The organism is Pseudarthrobacter sp. RHLT1-30-1 (genome assembly GCF_059383415.1).
Genome location: NZ_JBWZCG010000001.1, coordinates 465038 through 485348 on the forward strand (window position 1 = coordinate 465038; position 20311 = coordinate 485348).

At 67.8% G+C, this 20311-nt stretch carries 20 protein-coding genes; 8 read left to right on the top strand and 12 right to left on the bottom strand.

Annotated elements, in window-relative coordinates:
* Position 1: 1 nt before the first annotated feature.
* From AC50YM_RS02210 to AC50YM_RS02255, 10 genes are all read right to left on the bottom strand, one after another.
* Positions 2 to 745 carry a glycerophosphodiester phosphodiesterase family protein gene (locus AC50YM_RS02210; RefSeq protein ID WP_494955424.1) on the bottom strand — a complete coding sequence of 248 codons (744 nt, stop codon included), beginning with the start codon at positions 743 to 745 and terminating at the stop codon, positions 2 to 4.
* Between the two features lie 190 nt (positions 746 to 935).
* Positions 936 to 1184 (bottom strand): hypothetical protein, encoded by a 249-nt coding sequence (locus AC50YM_RS02215; RefSeq protein ID WP_494955365.1) that lies wholly within the window; start codon positions 1182 to 1184, stop codon positions 936 to 938.
* Between the two features lie 143 nt (positions 1185 to 1327).
* On the bottom strand, positions 1328 to 2146 hold the full coding sequence (locus AC50YM_RS02220; protein WP_494955366.1) for an HAD family hydrolase: 819 nt from the start codon (positions 2144 to 2146) through the stop codon (positions 1328 to 1330).
* Between the two features lie 286 nt (positions 2147 to 2432).
* Entirely contained in the window at positions 2433 to 2945 is a 513-nt protein-coding gene (locus AC50YM_RS02225; protein ID WP_494955367.1) for a YbhB/YbcL family Raf kinase inhibitor-like protein, read from the bottom strand.
* A 9-nt stretch (positions 2946 to 2954) separates the two neighbouring features.
* Positions 2955 to 3959 (bottom strand): carbohydrate kinase family protein, encoded by a 1005-nt coding sequence (locus tag AC50YM_RS02230; protein ID WP_494955368.1) that lies wholly within the window; start codon positions 3957 to 3959, stop codon positions 2955 to 2957.
* Between the two features lie 60 nt (positions 3960 to 4019).
* Positions 4020 to 5402 (bottom strand): MBL fold metallo-hydrolase, encoded by a 1383-nt coding sequence (locus tag AC50YM_RS02235; protein WP_494955369.1) that lies wholly within the window; start codon positions 5400 to 5402, stop codon positions 4020 to 4022.
* A gap of 196 nt (positions 5403 to 5598) precedes the next feature.
* Positions 5599 to 6948, bottom strand: coding sequence for a Na+/H+ antiporter NhaA (gene nhaA / locus AC50YM_RS02240; RefSeq protein WP_494955370.1), 1350 nt, complete (start codon positions 6946 to 6948; stop codon positions 5599 to 5601).
* A 77-nt stretch (positions 6949 to 7025) separates the two neighbouring features.
* Positions 7026 to 7721: a potassium channel family protein gene (locus tag AC50YM_RS02245; RefSeq protein WP_494955371.1), complete on the bottom strand. Its 696-nt coding sequence runs from the start codon at positions 7719 to 7721 to the stop codon at positions 7026 to 7028.
* Positions 7714 to 9102, bottom strand: a complete 1389-nt coding sequence (locus tag AC50YM_RS02250) for a TrkH family potassium uptake protein (RefSeq protein ID WP_494955372.1) — start codon at positions 9100 to 9102, stop codon at positions 7714 to 7716. The genes AC50YM_RS02245 and AC50YM_RS02250 overlap by 8 nt, the downstream gene beginning before the upstream one ends.
* 43 nt (positions 9103 to 9145) lie before the next feature.
* Entirely contained in the window at positions 9146 to 9940 is a 795-nt protein-coding gene (locus AC50YM_RS02255) for an alpha/beta hydrolase (RefSeq protein WP_494955373.1), read from the bottom strand.
* A 326-nt stretch (positions 9941 to 10266) separates the two neighbouring features.
* Between AC50YM_RS02255 and AC50YM_RS02260 the strand changes: the two genes are divergently transcribed.
* Together AC50YM_RS02260 and AC50YM_RS02265 are read left to right on the top strand one after the other, a co-directional pair.
* Positions 10267 to 11373, top strand: coding sequence for a GTP pyrophosphokinase (locus AC50YM_RS02260; protein ID WP_494955374.1), 1107 nt, complete (start codon positions 10267 to 10269; stop codon positions 11371 to 11373).
* 11 nt (positions 11374 to 11384) lie between these two features.
* A complete protein-coding gene (locus tag AC50YM_RS02265; protein WP_494955375.1) occupies positions 11385 to 11822 on the top strand; it encodes a hypothetical protein in 438 nt (145 codons plus the stop codon).
* On the opposite strand, the gene AC50YM_RS02270 is transcribed toward AC50YM_RS02265, so the two are convergent.
* Positions 11819 to 12559, bottom strand: coding sequence for a Type 1 glutamine amidotransferase-like domain-containing protein (locus tag AC50YM_RS02270; RefSeq protein ID WP_494955376.1), 741 nt, complete (start codon positions 12557 to 12559; stop codon positions 11819 to 11821). The two genes, AC50YM_RS02265 and AC50YM_RS02270, sit on opposite strands and share 4 nt — an antisense overlap.
* Before the next feature lie 59 nt (positions 12560 to 12618).
* A complete protein-coding gene (locus AC50YM_RS02275; RefSeq protein WP_494955377.1) occupies positions 12619 to 13059 on the bottom strand; it encodes a protein-tyrosine phosphatase family protein in 441 nt (146 codons plus the stop codon).
* A 455-nt stretch (positions 13060 to 13514) separates the two neighbouring features.
* On the opposite strand from AC50YM_RS02275, the gene AC50YM_RS02280 reads away from it, so the two are divergent.
* The 6 genes from AC50YM_RS02280 to AC50YM_RS02305 all read left to right on the top strand — a co-directional run bounded on the left by AC50YM_RS02280 (position 13515) and on the right by AC50YM_RS02305 (position 20311).
* Positions 13515 to 14498, top strand: a complete 984-nt coding sequence (locus tag AC50YM_RS02280) for a phosphotriesterase family protein (RefSeq protein WP_494955378.1) — start codon at positions 13515 to 13517, stop codon at positions 14496 to 14498.
* A gap of 48 nt (positions 14499 to 14546) precedes the next feature.
* Positions 14547 to 15500 carry a phosphotriesterase family protein gene (locus tag AC50YM_RS02285; RefSeq protein ID WP_494955379.1) on the top strand — a complete coding sequence of 318 codons (954 nt, stop codon included), beginning with the start codon at positions 14547 to 14549 and terminating at the stop codon, positions 15498 to 15500.
* 63 nt (positions 15501 to 15563) lie between these two features.
* The gene (locus AC50YM_RS02290) at positions 15564 to 16673 is read left to right on the top strand and encodes an FAD-dependent oxidoreductase (RefSeq protein ID WP_494955380.1); all 1110 of its coding nucleotides are present in this window, start codon (positions 15564 to 15566) and stop codon (positions 16671 to 16673) included.
* 12 nt (positions 16674 to 16685) lie between these two features.
* The gene (locus AC50YM_RS02295; RefSeq protein WP_494955381.1) at positions 16686 to 17618 is read left to right on the top strand and encodes an alpha/beta hydrolase; all 933 of its coding nucleotides are present in this window, start codon (positions 16686 to 16688) and stop codon (positions 17616 to 17618) included.
* A complete protein-coding gene (locus AC50YM_RS02300) occupies positions 17615 to 18556 on the top strand; it encodes an MBL fold metallo-hydrolase (protein ID WP_494955382.1) in 942 nt (313 codons plus the stop codon). Before AC50YM_RS02295 ends, AC50YM_RS02300 begins: the two co-directional genes overlap by 4 nt.
* An 18-nt stretch (positions 18557 to 18574) precedes the next feature.
* The gene (locus tag AC50YM_RS02305) at positions 18575 to 20311 is read left to right on the top strand and encodes a CocE/NonD family hydrolase (protein WP_494955383.1); all 1737 of its coding nucleotides are present in this window, start codon (positions 18575 to 18577) and stop codon (positions 20309 to 20311) included.

A 20311-nucleotide genomic window follows, 5' to 3' on the forward strand; every position in this document is an offset into this window, starting at 1 on the left:
ATCAGCCGGGCCAGCCGCCGCGCTGCTGCAGGACTTCCTTGAGCAGGTCGGCGCGGTCGGTGACGATCCCGTCCACCCCCAGATCCAGCAGGCGGTGCATTTCCGCGGGATCATTGACGGTCCAAACGTGCACCTGCAGCCCGTGCCGGTGGGCCCGCCGGACGAAGCCGGGCGTCACGACGGGCACGGCTCCGTACCTGACCGGTACCTGCAGGGCGTCGACGCCGCGGAGCGCCCGGCCCGCCGTGAGACGCAGCAGGGGCGCCGGGAGAACGGGGCCCAGCAGGACAAAAAGGGCGTTGGATACGATTCCGGCCGAGCTCGCCGTGGGGCGGCTCAGCCGATTCAGCACGGCCCGGCGACGGCGGTCCGAGAAGCTGGCGATCAGTACACGGTCGTGCAGGCCATACCGTTCGATCGCCGCGGCCAGGGTGTCCACCGAGTTCCAGTCCTTGACGTCGAGGTTCAGCCGGACGTCCGGGAAGGCGGTAGCCAGTTCCTCGAACAGCGGGATGGGCTCCGTGCCGCCGATCCGCGCCAGCGCCACGGTCTCAGCCCGGAGTTCCGAGATCCGGCCGCGGCTGTCCGTGATCCGGTCGAGGGTTTCGTCGTGGAACAGCAGCAGCACGCCGTCGGCGGTGGTGTGCACGTCGGTCTCCAGATGGCGGAACCCCAGGTCGACGGCGGCGCGGAAAGCGGCCATCGAGTTCTCCCGGCCATCCCGGGAAAAGCCCCGGTGTGCCATCGCCACGGGATGCACCGGGCCGTCGCCGGCGGCAAAGAAGGGGTGCTGGGTGCTCACACCTGAAGCCTATCGGAGCCGGGGTCCGCGGGCGGGGCAGGCTGCGGCAAACGGGCTGCGGCTAACGGGCTGCGCTGAACAAACGCTGGCGAACGCTCGGGTGACCGGACGCCGCCATGCAGCGGAGGTCGGCTCAGTTCGCGGGCGGGAGGATCTCCACACCGTCACTGCAGTGCAACAGCGTGCGGCCACGGCCGCCGTCGAGATTCACCCACACGGCGCTGTGGTCCGCCGTGATGGCGTCCACCAGTCCCTCAGTTTCATAGCCGGGCGCCAGCCTGACGCTGACCCGGTCGCCCTGCCGCAGGCTCTTCCAGTGCTCGTCCGGCGCCACCCGGCGCAGCGGGGCGTCGTCCGTCTTCTCCGTGCGGTACTTAGCCATGATTTTCCCACCGTCAGTCAGCTGTTCCGTCGTGAAGTTCCAGCGTAGGGCGCGAAGGTGAACATTAGTTGACTGTCAGCTGGGAGTCCGGTGTCAGTGCGGTGCGGCTTCCTGCGCGCTGGTCAGCGACACCCAAAGGCCAGTTAGGGCAGCCGGATGCCGAGGGCCGCGAGCTTGGCCTCGAGGATCTGCGCGACGCCGTCGTCGTCGAAGTGCGGCGCCTGCTGCCCGGCGGCGAGGATGGCCTCGGGGTGGCCGCTCGCCATCGCGTAGCCGTCACCGGCCCAGCGCAGCATTTCGATGTCGTTGGGCATGTCACCAAAGGCCACCACATCGGCGGAGTCGACGCCCAGGGCGGCCGCGTATTCGGCGAGAGTGACGGCCTTGTTGACCCCGGGTAGGGAGAGTTCCAGGAGCGCCATGTTCGGCGCGGAGTGGGTTGCCGCCGCGAGGTGGGCGACGGCGGGAGTGACTTCGGCCAGGAAATCGTCGGCCGTGCCTTCCCGGACTATGGCGAGGAACTTCACCACGGAATCCGCCGCGGTGAGCGTGGTGTGCAGCGGCGCGGGGGCGTACTCGGCGAGGAGCCTGCTGGAGCCGTCCTCGATAAACCCGGGTTCCAGGTGGAAGCCGGTCAACGTCTCGGCGGCAAAGAGCGCGGACGGGCGCAGCCGCTGGATGATGCGGCGGGCTTCGAACACGGCGTCAAGCTGCAGGCCCCGGGCGGAGATCAGGCGGTCCGCTTCAAGGTCCCAGACGACGGCGCCGTTGGAGCAGATTACGGTGCCGGTGTGGCCCAGCTGCTCCTGGAGGGGGTGCAACCAGCGCGGCGGGCGTCCCGTGACGAAGACGAGTTCGACGCCGGCGTCCCGGCAGGCGTGGAACGCGCGGACGGTCCGGTCACTGATTTTGCCGTCGTGGCCGAGGATCGTTCCATCAATATCACTTGCTACCAACCGCATGCTGCCAGTCTACGTTGGCGGTGCGGTGACGCGTTCCGGACCGGCCGCCGTAGCGGGCCGGTCAGGACGGCCGGGTCGAGGTAGCGGGAGCCGTGCAGGACGGCGCGTTCCGGGCCTGTGCAGGACGCCGGATCTTCGTCGAAATCGCCGAAACGTGCTCGGGTAGCTGAAACGAAACGGCGAGTTCAAAGGGTTTCCCGCGATCTCGACGCGAGGCGGCGGGAGGCGGCGGGCGCGGGGCCTGCCGCGGCGCTTTCAGGAGCGGCGCGCGGTTAAGGGCCCGAGTTTAGTGGCGCTCGTAGATGCCGGTCAGGCTTGCTTTGGCCAGTGTGTGCGGGGCGAGGTGCGCTTCGAGTTTCGCCGGGTGGGCTCCGGCGTCGAGTCCCGAAGGGGCGACGTCGAGGGCGTGGACGGTGACGACGTACCGGTGCGGACCGTGGCCCTTGGGCGGCGCCGCACCCATATAGCCGCTGCTGCCGCCGTCGTTCTTCAGCTGGAAGGCACCCGTCGGCAGGTGCCCGGCCTGGCGCGATCCAGCCCCGGCCGGCAGGGACGTGACGTCCGCGGGCACGTCGAGCACAGCCCAGTGCCAGAAGCCGCCGCGGCCGGGGGCATCCGGGTCGAACATGGTGACGGCGTAGCTCAGGGTCCCGGCCGGGGCGCCGCTCCAGCTCAGCTGCGGGGACTCGTCCTTGGCCCCGGCCCCGGTGGAGGCGCCGCGCTGGGCCGGCGGCAGGGTCTGGCCGTCCTGGATTGACTCACTGCTGACGCGGAACGACGGGACATCGTGGTGTGCCATGGCTGCCTTTCAGTTGCTGGGGAGTTCTGCGCTTTCAGGATCACTGCCCACGGTGTCCCCGGGGTGCGGTGGCGGTGACCCCAGCTCCATCCGGTTCAGTTCCGCCCGGCTGGGCGGGTTCGCGCCGGCCCGGGAAACGGTGACCGCGGCGGCCCAGGCAGCATGCGCGAGAAGTGCGCGGAGGGTTTCGGCGGAGAGTTCCCGCAGATCCTTGCGGTTTTGTGCCCCGTCCAAGCCCAGGTCCACGACTGCGGACAGGAGCGCCGCCATGAAGGAATCCCCGGCGCCGACTGTATCCGCCACCCTCACGGCCGGGGCCGGGAAGTGCGCCTCGCCGGCGGCGTTGACGCCCCAGGGACCCTGCGCGCCGCGGGTGACCACCACCATGGCGGGGCCCTCCGAACCGCCGAGCGAGAGCCAGCGCCGGGCCGAATCCAGCGGATCGACTCCGGGATACAGCCACTCCAGGTCCTCGTCCGAGGCCTTGACCACGTCGGCCAGGGTGACGAACTTTTCCGTCTGCCGGCGGGCGTAGTCCACATCGGTGATGAGGCTCGGCCTGCAGTTGGGGTCGAAACTGATGGTCGCCATGGGATGGGCATGTTCGACGACGTTGAGCACTTCGGCGGCCCCCGGAGCCAGCATCGTGGCGATCGAGCCGGTGTGCAGCAGTGTCGTGGCCTGCAGCATGAACGGCAACCGCTCCGCGAGCCCGGGCAGCTCCCAGGCGAGCTCGAAAGTGTAGCTGGCGGCGCCGTCGTCGTCGATCAGGGCGGTGGCCACGGAGGTGGGGAGCTCGTCCGGGCCAACAGGGAGCAGCACCGAACTGGACTTCAGGTGGGCCGCCACCGCTTCACCGTAGGCGTCGCGGCCGTAGCGGCCGATGAACTGCACCGGATGGTCCAGCCGGGCCAGCCCGACGGCAACGTTGAGCGGACTGCCGCCGACGTGGGCCTGGACACCGGAGGAGCGCTGGACCACGTCGACCAGGCCCTCGCCAATAACTGTGAGCATGCTCATACTCTGCCAGAGAACGCGGCCCGGCGCCCCTGCGATTCGAGCGGGAGCGCCTGGTCAAGCCGGGGCAGCCGGGGCGGCCGGGGCGAGCCGGGAACTGTCCACCGGAATTCCGGCAGGCCCGGCGTCGGCGAATTTGGCGTCGACGTGGACCACATCCCTGCCGGCCCGCTGGAACAGGCTCGCAGCGATTCCGGCCCGGTAACCGGAGGTGCAGTGCACCCACAGCTTTCCCGCGGGGACGGCATCCAGCTGCCGCAGCAGTTCATGCAGCGGGATGTTGACCGCTCCGGCGACCCGCGAGGCGGCGTATTCGTCGGCACGGCGAACGTCGACGATGGTGTCCCCGGGAGCCCGGCCGGCGAGCATCCCGTCCCAGCCGACGCGGGGGTACGAGGCGAGGGCGGCGCGGGGCGCGAGGGTGTGCGGGTCCGTCCCGAGCGCGGCGTCCGGGGATTCGATGCCGATCCGGGAAAGGTCGCGGATGGCCTTTTCCACGTCGTCGCGGGACCCCACCAGGGTCAGCTGCTCGCCCCAGGGCAGGATCCAGCCCAGGTAGGTGCTGAAGCTGGTGCCGTATTCGAAGCTCACGCTGCCCAGCAGGTGGTTGCTGGCGAAGGCCACACGGCGGCGGAGGTCCACGACCCACTCGCCGTCCGCGAGGCGCCGAGTGAGTTCCGCGGGGTCGAGCGATTCCGGCACGGCCAGGTCCGCGGGACCGGGACCGGTGGCGTTGGCGACGCCCATGTGGGCGTAATAGGAGGGATGGGCCGTCAGGTTGGCGATGAGCTCCTGGACGAAGTGGTCCTCGTCCGGGTCCGTCAGGGCGTGGTTGCTGGCGAGCTGTTCCCGGATGGTCGAGGATCCGGCGCCGCTGGCCGGACCGGAGGAGCAGAACGATCCGAAGCCGTGGGTCGGGAACAGGGCGGCGTCGGGCGCGGCCTCCCCGACGAGGCGGCGCACGGAGGCGTACTGGTCATGCGTGAGGCCAAGCGTGTCCCCGGCGGCCACAAGATCCGTGCGTCCGACCGAGCCGTAGAGCAGGCTTCCGCCGGAGAAGACGGCCTGCTGCGCGCCGTCGTCGACGATGAACGACAGGTGGGTGTGGGTGTGGCCGGGCGTGGCGACCGCCCTGACCGTCAGCGAGCCGACCTGGACGGTCTGCCCGTCCGTGATCGGCTGCCGCTCGAACTTCACCGGGTCCGCGGCGTTCACGAGGTAGCTCGCCCTGTGCGCCCTCGCCAGTTCCAGCCCGCCGGTGAGGTAGTCGTTGTGGATGTGGGTCTCGGCGACGTGCGTGATGGTCACTCCGGCAGCTCGGGCGGCCGCCTCGACGCGGTCCGTGTCCCGCTGCGGGTCAATGACCAGCGCGGCGGAGCCGTCATGGACGAGGTAGCTGCGGTCCCCGAGCTGAGTGGTCTCGATGACGATAACGTCCACGGCTTCCTCCTGGCTTGCGTCGCGGCCTCGACCGGATGGCCGCCGGGATGCGTACCTCCATGATCAAACCCCCCAGGGTATGAACGCAAGCCTGGATTGCTGCGGGATACCGCCGACGACGGCGGCTTTCCGACGTCGACGGCGGTCTGCCGGCCCCGCCGCCTGGCGCCCCCCCGTCTGGCAGGTCGCCAGCGGCCTACCGGGCGGTGGGGTCCTGCTGGTACACGTCCGGAATCCCGTCGTGGTCCGAGTCGACCTTCTCCGCCTCTTCGGCCTGCCGGTACTGTCGGTTCCGGGTCCTCAGCACCAGCGTGGCGAGCAGGGCGGCGAGCATGGAGGCGGCGAGGATGCCCACCTTGGCGTGGTCGTCGTGGATGCTGCCGTGGCCGAAACTCAGCTCGGCCACCAAGAGCGAGACGGTGAACCCGATTCCTGCCAGCAGGGACACCCCAAAGACGTCGATCCATTTGAAACTGGTGTCCAGCCGGGCCTTGGTGACCTTCGTAAGCAGCCAGGTGGTGCCCATGATGCCGAGCGGCTTGCCGAGAACCAGCGCCATGATGATGCCGACGGCCACCGGCCCGGTGAGCGCGGAGCCGAGCCCTGCTCCCCCGCCCACGGCGACGCCCGCGGAAAAGAACGCGAAGATCGGGACGGCGACTCCGGCGGAGATGGGGCGGAACCGGTGCTCGAAGATCTCCGCGAGGCCCGGGCCGGCCGCCGGGCCGCCGCTGGCCTGGGAGCGGAGGACCGGGATGGCGATCCCGAGCAGCACGCCCGCCACCGTCGCATGGATGCCCGAGGCATGGACCAGAGCCCAGGTGACGGCACCGAGCGGGAGGAGGATCAGCCACGCAGCAGGAGCCTTCATCCCGAAGAAGCGCCGGTATTTGTGTGCCAGGTAGGTGTAAAGGGCCAGCGGAATGAGGGCCAGCAGCAGCGGCATCCATTGGAGGTCACTGGTGTAGAAGACGGCGATGATCGTGATGGCGATCAGGTCGTCGACCACGGCCAGGGTCAGCAGAAAGATCCGCAGGGCGCTGGGAAGGTGCGAGCCGATGATGGCCAGGACGGCGACGGCGAAGGCGATGTCGGTGGCAGTGGGGATGGCCCAGCCGCGCAGGGTCTCCGGACTCGCGAGGTTGACGAGGGCGTAGATCATCGCCGGGATGGCGACCCCGCCGACGGCCGCGGCGACCGGAACGATCGACTTGTCCAGCTGGCGCAGGTCCCCGGCGATGAACTCACGTTTGAGTTCGAGGCCGACGAGGAAGAAGAAAATCGCCAGCAGCCCGTCGGCCGCCCAGGTCCCCAGACTCAAATCCAGGTGCCACGGTTCGTAGCCGAATTTGAAGTCCCTCAGGGCGAAGTAGCTCTCGGAAACCGGCGAGTTGGCCCAGATCAGGGCGATCACCGCGGCGGCAACGAGCAGGGCGCCGCCGACCGTCTCCTTGCGGAGGATCTCGCCGATCCGGAGGGACTCGGCGTAGCTGCCGCGGCCAAAAATGGTCAGTCGCGGCGGGGCGGGAGGTGGTGTGGGGCTCATGCGGGAGTCCTAAAAGTTGGGTCGACAGAACTATGCCGACCAGACTTCCCGGCGCACCTGCCATCCAGTCTAGTGGGTCAGGACATTGTGCTGAACCGTTCGGCCTTGGCCTTGGTGCCCTGGACGATGATCTGGTCGTCGTCGTAAAGCACCGTTTGAACCGTCGTGTGGCCCCATTTTCCGCCGGGGCGTTTGACGGCGACGATCGTGATGTCATATTTGTCCCGGAGGCCGAGGACCCCCAGGGGCCGGTCGCGGGCGACGGTTGGCGGACTGGTCCGGATCATGACGAAGTCGTCCTCGAACTCCACATAGTCAAGAATCGACCCGAGCACAAGGTGCGCGACGCGCTTGCCCATGTCGTGTTCCGGCCGGATGACGTGCTCGACGCCGAGCTGGCCAAGGATCTCGGCGTGCGGCTCACTGATGGCCTTCGCCCAGATCTGGGGGCGCTGGAATTTCAGGATCCGCGATGTTGTCAGGATGCTGGCTTCGATATCCGAGCCGATCCCGACCACCGCCCGGTCGAATTCGTGGACCGAAAGCTGGCGCAGCACCTCTTCCTTGGTCGAGTCCGCCCGGACCACATGGGTGAGGCGCCCATTGTAGGACTGGACGATTTCCTCATTGGCGTCAATACCGAGCACCTCGGTGCCCTGCGCTTCCAGCTCCAGGGCGAGCGAACCGCCGAAACGGCCCAGCCCGATCACCACGACCGAGGACGGCTTGGCGCTGGCGGAAGCGGAATGGGAAGAGAAGATGTTCCTAGCCAATGAGGGGCCTTTCCTTGGGGTATTCGTAGAGCGGGGGTCGTTCACGCAGGGCCAGGGCCGCGCCGAGCGTGACCGGGCCCAGCCTCCCGACGAACATCAGAAAAATGAGGACGAACTGTCCGGCCGGCGGCATCGCGGCCGTGATGCCGGTGGACAGGCCAACCGTGGCGAAGGCCGAAATGACCTCGAGCAGGATCCGCTCCTGCCCGAAGTCCGTGATCAGCATCAGGAACATTGTCGAGCCGGTAACCAGGGCGATTGCCAGGAGCACCACGGTGATGGCCTGCCGGTGCACGGCACGGGACAGGCGCTTGCCGAAGATATTGACTGCGGTTCCCCCCTGCAGCTCGGTGCTGAGGATGAAGAAGAGCACCGCGAACGTGGTGATTTTCAGGCCGCCGGCGGTACCGGCCGGGCCGCCGCCGATGAACATCAGGATGTCCATGCCCAGCCAGGACACCGGGTTCATCTGGGCAATGTCGATGCTGTTGAAGCCCGCGGTGCGGGTAATGACGGACTGGAAGAAGCCGGCCAGCACCCGCTCAGCTGGATGGAGTCCGCCGAGCGTTGCCGGGTTGGCCCATTCGACGGCGGTGAGGAATACGGTGCCGCCGGCGAGGAGGACGGCGGAGCCGACGAGGACGAGTTTCGTGTTCATGCTCCAGTGGATCGGCCGCCGGTATTGCCTGCCAAGTTCGAAGAGGACCGGGAACCCGAGGCCACCGATGATCACGGCGGCGGCGATCGGCAGGCAGATCCAGGGGTCACCAACGAACCCGATCAGGTTGTCCGAATACAGGGCAAAGCCTGCGTTGTTAAAGGATGAGATGGAGTGGAACACCCCGTGCCAGGCAGCCTCGCCCAGCGGATAGCCGTATCCGGCCATGAAGTGGACCGTGAGAACCAACGCCAGTGCAGCCTCCACACGGAGGCTGATGAGCAGAACTCCAATCAGCACCCGGCGGACGTCACCAAAACCGCTCTTGGTCTCGGCGGCGGCGGAAATCCGTGACCTCAGGCCCAGCCGCCGCGCGGTCAGGACCCCGAGCAGCGTGCCGAAGGACATCACCCCGAAGCCGCCGATCTGGATCAGGACCAGGATGACCACCTGCCCGAAACCGCTCCAGAACACCGGCGTGTCCACGGTGATCAGCCCGGTTACGCAGACCGCGGAGGTCGCGGTGAACAACGCCTCCAGCACGCTGGCACCGCCCCCGCTTGCCGTGGCCACCGGGAGCAGCAGCAGTCCGGTGCCTGCGGCGACAGCGGCGGCGAAGCCCAGGACGATCACCTGGGCCGGGTGGCGCGGCGCAAACGCCCGGAAGAATTTGGCGAAGCCCGCGGCCAAGGGGCGCAGAACGTCGGGGACTTCGACTTGCATAGGGGCCACGCTACCACCGGGATTCGGCCGCGCCGGAGAAGCCTCAGCCGAGCAGGATTTGCACCAGTTCGCGGCACTTCCGGTAGGCGGCGGCCTTCGGATCGATCAGGGCGAAATGATCAGCCGGGACCTTGAGGAGCTGAACGGGGGCGCCGGCGGACTTGGCCGCCGCGGCGTAGGAGTCGGACTGGCTCAGGGGAACCGTGTCATCGTCGGTGCCATGAACGGCAAAGACGGGAATCTGCAGCGGCACTGCGCTCATCGGGTCCGCGTATTTATGCCGTTTCGGGTACTTCTCCGAGGACCCGCCGAGCAGGTTGCTGACCGCGCCGTTGCTGAGGTTGAGCCGTTCGGCCTCCGCGAGGTTGAGCAGGCCGGACTGGCTGACGACGCCGGTCAGGTGCACCGCATGCTCGCCGTTTTTCCGGAGCAGCTGGCGGTCAGCGTCAGGGGCGCCGAGCTGGGCGAGGCGGCTCCGTCCCGCCGCCCACACCGCCAGGTGCCCGCCGGCCGAGTGTCCCAGCGCCACAACCCGTTCCAGGCCGAACCCGTGTTCGCCGGAAACCTCGCGGAGCATGTCGATGCCGGCCAGCACATCCGCGAACGTATGGGGCCAGCCGCCGCCGTTGCCGGCACGGCGGTACTCCAGGTTCCAGGCGGCCATGCCGTGCGCTGCGAGGTCCTTGGCCAGGGGTTCGCCGAGTTCCGCGCCGTACTGCGAGCGCCAGTAGCCGCCGTGGATCACCACGACCACACCCTTGATTGCGGCGGTCTCCGGCAGGAAAAGCTCCCCCCACTGGCTGGGGTCATCGCCGTAGCTGTACTTATGCCGCTTCACGCTGTCCTCCTTGGGGCCAGGTGAACGGGTGGAGACTGCCCCCGGAGTCACCGCCGTTGCGGCCGCGATCACAGCGCGACGCCGCGCATCAGCCATGTGCCGAGCCTACCTTGAGCACCGCGCGGCGCCGGGTAACGCGGCGCGTGCCCGCGTTGACTGACCGATCCGGACCGTGCCCGGTGTTTCCGAGCCCAGGTGAATCCGAGCCCGGCTGATTCAGGACGCGGCTGATTCAGGACGCGGCTGATTCGGCTGGAACCAGTGTGGCCGGCCACCGCGGGGGTGTCAGCCCCGCCGCCGTCGTACCCCGGCCGTAAGCTGGACGCATGGCGAGCAACTGGGATCGACTGGACCCGAACCTGCGCGAATCCGTGCAGGAAAACGTGGAACTCTACGAGCGGGTGCGCCCTGCCCTGAAGCTGGTTACCCGCGAGGTCCTGCTGACGCTGCGGACCATGCTCAAGGGAACGGAGGTAACTCCGCTGTTCGTCACGGGCCGTACCAAAACGGTCGAGTCCTTCCGCGAGAAGATCTCCCGCACGGAGGAACCGCTGGAACCGGGCGGTGCACCGGTGCTGAAGTTCCCGGATCCGTTCCGGACGCTGAACGACATGGTGGGCATCCGGGTGATTACGAAGCTGCCGACGGAAAACGCGGTGGTGGCCAACCTGATCAAGCGCCAGCGCCAGCTCTTCGACTGCCGTGGTGACCGCGAGAAGGACATCGGTTCCATCGAGTCGGGGACCTACGGCTATTCCAGCCGCCATCTGATTCTGCGGACGATCCAGAATGAGGCTGTCAAGGAGTACCAGCAGACCTTTAACCCGGAGGTCCCGCCGAACGGCAGCTACTTCTTCGAATGCCAGATCCGCACCGTGTTCGCGCACGCCTGGAGCGAGATCGAGCACGACATCCGCTTCAAGGCCGAAGACCCGCGCGCCTGGACCCCGCACTTCGACCGGCAGTTCACCGCCACCGCCGCGATGCTGGAAACCGTGGAGGGGGCGTTCGCTGACCTGCACGAACGCTACGAAGAGGTCCGCAGCTACTGGGACATGGACGGCGAGGGCGCCGCGCAGCTGACCCCGAATCGGATCCGCGACGTCTGGCGAACGCTCCTGCCGCACGTTGACCGGAAGGTCGACGACGACTGGGGCTGGGCCGCGGAGCTGATGGCCGCCCACGGCCTGAACCAGACCGTGCAGCTCGCCGGGCTGCTCAGCGCCAACCGGATCACCGAGGTGCGCCAGGCCCTGGACCACCGCTACTCCCCCGGCCCGGACCGGCTGCTCGATGACCTGCTGCTCTGGCAGTACGGCACCAAACACATCGACCTCACCGCCGAACCGGCCGACGCCGTCCCGCACCCGCGGCGCGACAGCCTCCAGCGGCGGCTCAAGCAGATCGAGCGCTATCGGCTGTCCCAGGGCTAGGCTCTGGGACTATGACCCCGGCTACGCGGACGACGATCATGGATGCGTTGCTGACGGCGGTGGGGCTGTTCTCGCTGCTGACCGGCATTCTGGAGGCCGTTCGGATCTACGCCGTCGAACCCGTCGTCGACCCCGGGCTGGCGCGGCTGGGTCTTGCGGCCATGATCATTGGCGGCCTGACAACCGCGGCCATGGGCCTTGGCCTTTGGATAGGGCACGGTGAAGGATCCCTGCCCCGGACCATCGCGGGAGTTGCCGGCTGGATCATCATCTGGTTTCCGCTGACCATTGCCCTGGGAATTGCCACGGACAAGTACCCGGAGTCCCAGCTTGCGGCCACGGGCCTTTGTGTCCTCGGCATTTCCGCTGCGGTGGCTGCCTTCGTCCGGTCAAGGCGCGGGGTCACCGGGACCACGGACGCCGCCGGGCGGGTGGGCCGGCGACCCTAGAGTTCAATCGGCTCGAGCCGCTCCTCGATCACTTTAGGGTCTGAGCGGTCGGGCGAGCCCAGGCTAACCCGGTAGGCGGCCTTGCCGGGTGTTTCGGTTACCGCTTCGACCAGTTCGGTCCCCCGGTAGAGCAGGCCCACGCCGTCGTCGGTGCAGTGGGTCTCGCCCAGCGTTCCTTCTCCGACCAGACGGTGCACGAGCGGCCGGCGTGCGGCTTCGGAGTCGTAATGCACCCCGTTGTCGAAGGGCAGCAGCCCGAGTCCGTTGCCCACGGCGCGAAGCTCGGGGCCGAACGAATCGGTCGTTCCGCCCTTGAACCAGCAGATCGAACCGGCCGAAACTCCGGCCAGCACCACTCCTGCCTCCCAGACCCGCCGGAAGATCTCGTCCAGCTCATGGGCGCGCCAGACGGCGAGCAGGTTGACCACGGACCCGCCATTGACCCAGACGACGTCCTGGCCGAGCAGGTATTCCTCGACGTTGACGACGTTGGGCATGGTGAACAAGTTCAGGTGCGTCAGCTGGAAGCCGGCGACGTTTCCTGCTTCGCTGATCTCGTTGTTGAACCAGCGCTGATCGCCGCTGGCGGTACCAAGGTGGGCGACCCTGGGCGCCCGCCCGGTGATACCGGACAAGTCCACGGCGTGATGGACCAGTTTGTTGAATTCCAGACGTGTCCTCGCGCCGGGCTTGTAGCCCCCGGAAGTGGCAAGGATGGTCGGACTTTCAGCAGCCATGCGGAGGTTCTCCTGGGTCAGGGAATACGTTCTAGCACTCGAGACTACCCAACGCCCGCTCAGGCGTCCGGGTTTTGGAACCGGGCGACGTACTTCCGCTGCCACGGTGTCTCAACGGCGCCGCGTCGGTAGCGGGCTCGGACGAAGGCCACGGCCTCGGCAGGCGGCACACCGTCCAGGACCGCCATGCACGCCAGGGCGGTCCCGGTCCGGCCGCGGCCGGCCCAGCAGGCGACTTCAACCCGCTCGGTCTCGGCACGCCGCCAGGCTTCCCGGAGTGCGTCCAGAGTGTCGGCGTCGTCGGCCGGTATCCGCAGGTCCCGCCAGCGGACCCAGCGCGAATCCCAGGGCGTCGGTGCGGGGCGCCGCCCCAACAGGTACAGGCCAAATTCAGGCCGCTGGCCGGCGGGAACCGGCCGGAGCAGCGCGCGGCCGCGGATGAGCCGGCCGGACGGAAACTCAAGGACTCCCGGCTGGCCCGGATCCCAGGTCTGCGTCATGTTCCCGAGCGTAGTCCTTCCGCCGGCAGCACGCACCGGCCGCGTTTCAGCCCAGTTGCTCCCGGGTCCAGGCCCGGGCTCTTCCGGCCGCAGCCGAAAAAGCCCGGCGGATCCAGGGGACGCGGCAGGCATTCGTAGGTCCGGACTGAAGCAACTGGGCAGGAGCGCGCACTCCAGCCGCCGCCGCGCCGGGAGCCCACCGCGACAGCCATCATTCTGGAATCCTTGACTTTGGCTATACAACGTGTAAATCTAGTAGACAGGTAATCAAGGTCACATGCACGGGCAGTGCACTACGGCCCACGGGCGGACGTCAGGCTCCCCGGCGCATGGCTTCATTGGTTACCACCGCCTGCACCGAGTTCGGCGAGGAATCTATCCAGAGGTCGCGCGGTGCATGATCCTTCCACCGCGCTGCGCCAACGATGGCGTGACGCCGACGAAAGGTTGTGCCAATGACGGCTACAACGACTGTCGCCAGCAAGACCGTCAATACGGTCCTTGGCCCCATCCCCGCTTCTGAACTGGGTGTGGTTGCCGTCCACGAGGCACTGCTCTCGGTGGTACCCGGCGCCCAGTATGCCCCCGACATCAGCATGGACCGCGCAGAGATCTTCGAGATCCTGGCCGGAAAGCTGAACGACTTCCGCGACCATGGCGGACAGACGATCGTGGACAGCACGGGCATGTTCCACGGCCGCGACCTAAAACTGTATGAGGCACTGTCGCGCTCCACCGGCGTGAACATCGTCGCCTCGACGGGCATGGGACCCGAGGAAACACTCGGCGGCTACTTCCTGACTCCGCAAACCAACCCGCCGACGCCGTGGCCCGCGGAGAAGTTCGCCGACCTTTTCTCCAAGGAGGTCACGGAAGGCATGGTGGTACCGCGCGTCGAACGCCGCGCCGCCGCGGGTCTGGTGACCACCACGGCCGACCGGGCCGGCATGACGCCTACCGAGGAGAGCCTGTTCCGGGGCGCAGCTCGGGCCGCCCTGAACACCGGCGCCCCGCTGTCCATCCGTTATGGAGCCGACGCGCTGCACGACCTCGACATCGTCCTGGACGAGAAGCTCCCGGGCGACCGGGTGCTCGTCGGCGGGCTCGACCGCAAGGACGCCGCCGGCGCCGCCCTCATGGTGGCCGGCCGGGGAGCCTTCGTCGGCCTGGACCACGTGGGCCTGAACGACGACGCCGGGTATCTCACCGACCATGACCGCGCCGACCTCGTGCTCGAGCTGGTCGAGGCCGGCCATGCCGACAAGATCATCCTTTCGGGCAACTCGATCGGCGTCGCCAAGGGACAGCCGGACTACGACCTGCCTTTCAGCTACGTCGTGTCCACGTTCGTGCCCTTCCTCAAGGCCCGCGGCCTGAGCGAAGAAGACGCCCGGTGCATCCTCGTGGACAACCCGCGCAACCTGCTGACCGTGCGCTAAGCACGCGTCGGCCCACACAACAAGCTTTCGAACCCCTGAGGTGAACGAATGACAAAAGTTAACACCGTGCTGGGAACCATCCCGGCCGAAGAACTGGAAATCGTGGCGGTCCACGAACACATCGGGTACGGCATGCCCGGGTCCGAACTGGACACCAGGTGGTGGAAGACCCCTGAGCAGGCCTACGAGGAAACCGTGCCGAAACTGCGGAAATTCCGCGAATACGGCGGCGGGACGTTCGTGGACGCCACGGGCATCTGCAACGGCCGCGACGTCGACTACTACAAATCGCTGTCCCGGAAGACGGGCGTGCACATCGTTGCCTGCACCGGCTTCGTCGGCGGCGACACCGCCCTGCCGCACTTCTCCCGCGCCACCGTGGACTACCTCACGAAGGTGTTCATCCACGAGATCACCGTCGGCATCGGCAACACGGGCGCCAAGGCCGGCGTCATCAAGGTCGGCGTGAGCCGCGGCGGACGCATGACGGACCTGGACAAGCGCATCTACCGGGCCGCGGCCCGCGCCGCCGTCGTCACCGGAGCGCCGATCCTGACCCACCTGGCCATCGATCCCGAACCGGCCGTGAGCATCTTCAACGAAGAGGGCCTCTCGCTGGACCGTGTGCTTTTCGGCCACGCCGACGACGGCCTGAACGCTCCGATCACCCCGCACGACTGGATCTACGAGCAGGGCGGCCGGATCGGCTTCGACACCTTCGGCTACGATCTCGAACTGCCCGATCCGCCGTTCTGGGGCCGCAAGCGCGCCGAACGCATGGCGCACTTCGTCAACCTGGTGAACAAGGGCTACGCGGACAAGCTCCTCGTCTCGGCCGACGCCAACTGCAGCCCGCTGGGCTGGCCGGGCGTGAAGGGCCACACCATCAACTACATCTTCGAGGACATGATCCCCGACATGCGCGCGGCGGGCATCGACGACGCCACCCTCAAACTCCTGCTTGAGGACAACCCGGCCGACTTCCTGTCGCTCAGCGCCTGATCCACGTCAACCCCACCCACAAATTTTCCAGGTCCGCCCTGGGTCAAGAAAGCGAACCACCTAATGAAGACTTCAGAGATCAAGAACCTCAGGATTGCCATCATCGGCGGCGGCTACGGCGGGGCCTCCCTGGCCAAGGCCCTGCAGAGCATCGGGGCAGAAAACGTCCACGTCTACGAGCAGGCGTCCGCCCTCGCCCAGGTCGGCGCCGGGATCGGGCTGCGGCCGCCGTCGGTCGAGCTGTTCCGCCGGTGGGGCATCTTCGACGCGATCGCCGCGGTGAGCTCGCCCAGCGACCACCTCGAGATCCTCAGTGCGGACGGCCAGCACGTCCTCGCAAACGAGGAGTGGCCCTTCCTGCACGCCTACGAGCAGGTCAACCACAACCGCATGATCCACCGCGGGGACTTCATCGACGCCCTGCTGGGCGTGCTCCCTGAGGGCATGGTGCATCTCGGCTACAAGCTGGAAACCATCGAGGACAACGGCAACCACGCGACGGTGACCTTCGGGAACGGCGAGGTCGTCACCGCCGACCTCGTCATCGGCGCCGACGGTATCCGCTCAACGGTGCGCAACCAGCTGTTCTCCCAGAAGGAGCCGGTCTTCTCCGGCGAGCACGCCTACCGCGCGGTCATTTCGATCGACGACGCCCACGGACTCGTGACCGACGACAACCCGCGCTTCTACATGGGCCAGAACGGCACGATCGCCTACAACCTGCCGCTGCGCCACCGCGGGCAGCTTTCCTTCGACATCACGGCCCCGTCCGAGGACGGCTCGTGGGCGCCGGAGATCTCGACCGAGTATCTGGTGAAGATCCTGGCCGGCTTCGACGAGCGGATCGTCCAGGTCGCCAAGGAACTTGACCTGAGCCAGGTGACCAGCCGTTCGGTCTTCGACATCGATTCCATCGACTCGTGGCACACCGACTCGGTCGCACTGCTCGGCGATGCCGCCCACGCGATGCTCCACCACCAGGGCCAGGGCGCGAACTCGGCGATCCTCGACGCCGGCGGCCTCGCCGACGCGCTTCTGCAGGGCGACTCCGTGAAGGACGCCCTCGCGATCTACGAGGCCACCCGCAAACCGCTCACGGATGAGCTGCAGCGGGTGTCGCGCCAGGGCTGGCACGCCGACGCCGTGGACTCAGCCTTCCCGGCCCACCAGTAAGGAGGTCCCACGATGACTATTCACCCGCAGATCGCCGAGATCCTCCGCACCCTGCCGGCACCGGACGGTTCGCCGCTGGATCCGGCGGCCATGCGCGCCGGCGAGGCCGCGCAGGTCCCCCCGCCCGAGGACCGGCTGCCGCTGCACGCGGTCGAAGACCTGACAGCGGCGACGCCAGCCGGCGACGTTCCGGTGCGGATCTACACCCCGGTCGAGGAGGACACGTACGGCGTGCTGGTGTACTTCCACGGCGGCGCGTTCTTCATGGGCAGCCTGGACAGCCATGACCACGTCGCCCGGTCGCTGGCCAAGGAAACCGGCCACAAGGTCATCTCGGTCGGCTACCGGCTGGCCCCCGAGGCCGCCTTCCCGGCCGGCCTCGAGGACTGCTACGGGGTGGTCCGCTGGGCCGCCGAGCAGGGTGAGTCCCTCAAATGGGACGGGAAGAACCTTGCCCTCGCCGGCGACAGCTCGGGCGGCAACTTCGTCGCCGCCGTCGCCGCGAAGGCCCACGACGACGGGTTCGTTGCGGTCACGCACCAGGTCCTGTTCTACCCGTCCCTGGACCTGGACTTCGACGTCGACCGCTACGCCTCGATGCGGGAGAACGCTGAAGGCTACGGGCTGGAGACGGCGGGCCTGCTGCCGTTCAACTCCTTCTACCTTGAGAGCGGGGCGGATCCGGCGGATCCCCTCGTCTCGCCGATCAAGCGCGGGGACCTCGCCGGGCTGCCGCCCGCCCTGGTCATCACGGCCGAGCACGACCCGCTGCGCGACGAGGGCGAACGCTACGGCCAGCGCCTGACGGAGGCCGGCGTCAAGACGACGGTCAGCCGCTACGCCGGAGCCAACCACGGCTTCGTTCAGAACTTCGGCTGGATCCCGGAGTTCCACCGGGCCTTCCAGGAGACGGCGGAGTTCCTGAACGCGAGGGCTTCACAATGACCGAGCCAGTCGCTATCCATCCGCTGGTGTCGCCCTGGGGCCGATTCGGCCTCTACAGCTTCCTTATCGACGCTCCCGAACCGGCCATCGTCGACACTGGGATCGCCTCGTCGCCCGCCGAAGGCATGATCCCCGCGCTTGAGAAGCTCGGCCGCAACATCGAGGACGTGCGCTGGATCCTGCTGACCCACGGCCACATCGACCACCTCGGCGGCGCGCACGCGCTGTGGGAGCTTACCGGCCGCCGCGCCAAAGTCGTGATCCATGAGGCCGACGCCCACCTGCTGCGTTCCCGGCGCGCGCACGTTGACCAGTACGTGGACGTGCGCCAGCAGTACATCGACAATCCGAACGCCGTCGAGGAGCAGCTGGCGGCAGCGAACCATGTCATCTCCGGCGAGATGGAGCCGACCATGCTGGTGAAGGGCGGCGAGGAACTTTCCCTGGGCGGGGACGTCACCGTGTCCGTGCACCACATCCCGGGCCACACGGCCGGGTCCGTGGCCTACGTCGTGGACGGCCAGCAGTCGGTCTTCGTCGGCGACGCGGTGCAGATCCACGGGGCCGCCAACGGCTTCCCCGGCTACGAGGATCCGGCCGCTTACCGCTCGAGCCTGCAGTACCTGCGCGACGAGGTCCAGCCCGAGCACCTGTACCTGGGCCACCCGTACCGCGGCGCGGACGGCGTGCCCTGCGGCGTCGAGCTGGACCGCGAGGCGGCCCGGAATGCCCTGCAGGGGAGCCTGGACCTTGCGGCCAGGATCGACGACGCCGCCCGCCGGTACCTGCGCGGCGGCCTGCAGGAAACCGACTCGGTGTACTCCCCGTTTGCTCCGGTGGCCGGGGAGCTCGGCTACACGGGGGACCCCACGCTGGAGCCTTCGCCGTTCTTCATCACGCTGCACGGTCATCTCACGCAGTTCAACCAGACTTCCTAGCAGAGGAGCTTCGCAATCATGGATGAGTATCAGCTAATCGACTCCGGCGGACAGCAGATCGCCGTTCGCAAGGACCTCCGCGTCCCGATGCGCGACGGCGTCGAGCTCGCCGCAGATGCCTACCACGGCACCGAGGACAAACCGCGCCCGGCACTGGTGGCGCTGAGCCCGTACGGCAAGGAGCTGCAGGCGCTGGCCCTCACCACCCCGCCGCAGCGGCGCCCCAGCCCGATGTGGGACGGCTGCATCGAGGCCGGCGACATCGCCCGCATTGTCAAGGAGGAGTACGTCCACGTCATTGGCGACCTGCGCGGCTCCGGCCATTCCGGCGGCGAGCACATCGGCAACTACAACGCCGGCGGCGTTTCGCTGGGCCAGGACGCGTACGACTTCATCGAGTGGGTCGCCGGGCAGCCGTGGTGCGACGGCAACGTCGGCATGGTCGGCATCTCCTACTTCGGCTCCATGCAGGTGCTGGCCGCAGCCGAGCGGCCGCCGTCGCTGAAGGCGATCTTCGTCTCCGGCGGCCACTACGACTTCTACGAGACGACCTACCACGGCGGCATCATGTGGTTCATGCCGCGCGCGGCCCGCGAGGGCCGCGGCGGTGACTCCGGCTGGGCGTTCACCGACGGCGTCAAGTCCCGGATGATCGAAAAGTACTCCCCCGGGGAGCTGCAGAAGCTTGTCGCCAAGCGGCTCGAGGATCCCGACGTCGCCGCCTGGCCGAACCTGGTGCACGTGCTGAACTACCCGAAGAACCATGAAGCCTGGTTCGACATCGTGATGAATGAGCTCGACGGCGACTGGTACAAGGAGCGCAACCCGATCACGCTGGCCCCGAACATCGACATCCCGGTGTGGCTGCAGATCGACCAGGGCCGCGGCTGGACCATGGACGGCACGATCGAGCTGTTCGATTCGCTGAAGGGCCCCAGGAAGCTGGACATCGGACCCTACCCGCCGATGCAGTCCCGCCCCTTCATTGAGGAACACGACAAGATGTTCCGGTGGTACGACTACTGGATCAAGGGCGTCGACAACGGTGTGATGGACGAACCCGCCGTCAGCGTCTTTGTGGAGGGCTCCCGCGGGCTCGTGACCGGCGAGGCGTGGCCGCCGAAGGACGTCGAACACAAGGCCCTCTACCTGCGCCCGCGGCACAAGCTCTCGACCGAACCCGAACCGATGGGCGCTGAGTACGCAGCCCCGGACGGCTTCTACCAGGCGCCGCTGACGGTGACGGACAAGGTCGAGATCATCAGCTGGTCCACCCCTGTCTTCGAGGAGGACACCGAGATGATCGGCACCGGCGCCGCGCACATCTTCGCCGAGATCGACCAGCCGGACACCAATTTCATCCTGCGCCTGTGGGACTACGCCCCCAACGGCAAACGCCAGCTGATCACCAGCGGCTACCTTAAGGCCTCGCACCGCGAGCTCGACGAGCGCAGCACCGAGGGTAGCCCGCACCACCCGCACAACCGTGTGGTGCCGGTGGAACCGGGGAAGATCGAGGAGTACGTGCTGCGGCTCTACCCGTTCGCGAACACCTTCAAGCCCGGTCACAAGCTGACGGTGGAACTGTCCAACGGCGAGCCGCTGGCCGACGAGCACAACGCGCTGCTCCCGCCGGATGCCTTCCACCTCCCGGTGGGCCGGCCCGTCACCCACAAGATCTACCGCGACGTTGCGCACCCGTCCCGGCTGCTCCTGCCGTTCACCACGCGCAAGCCGGCGGAGCAGGCGGACTGA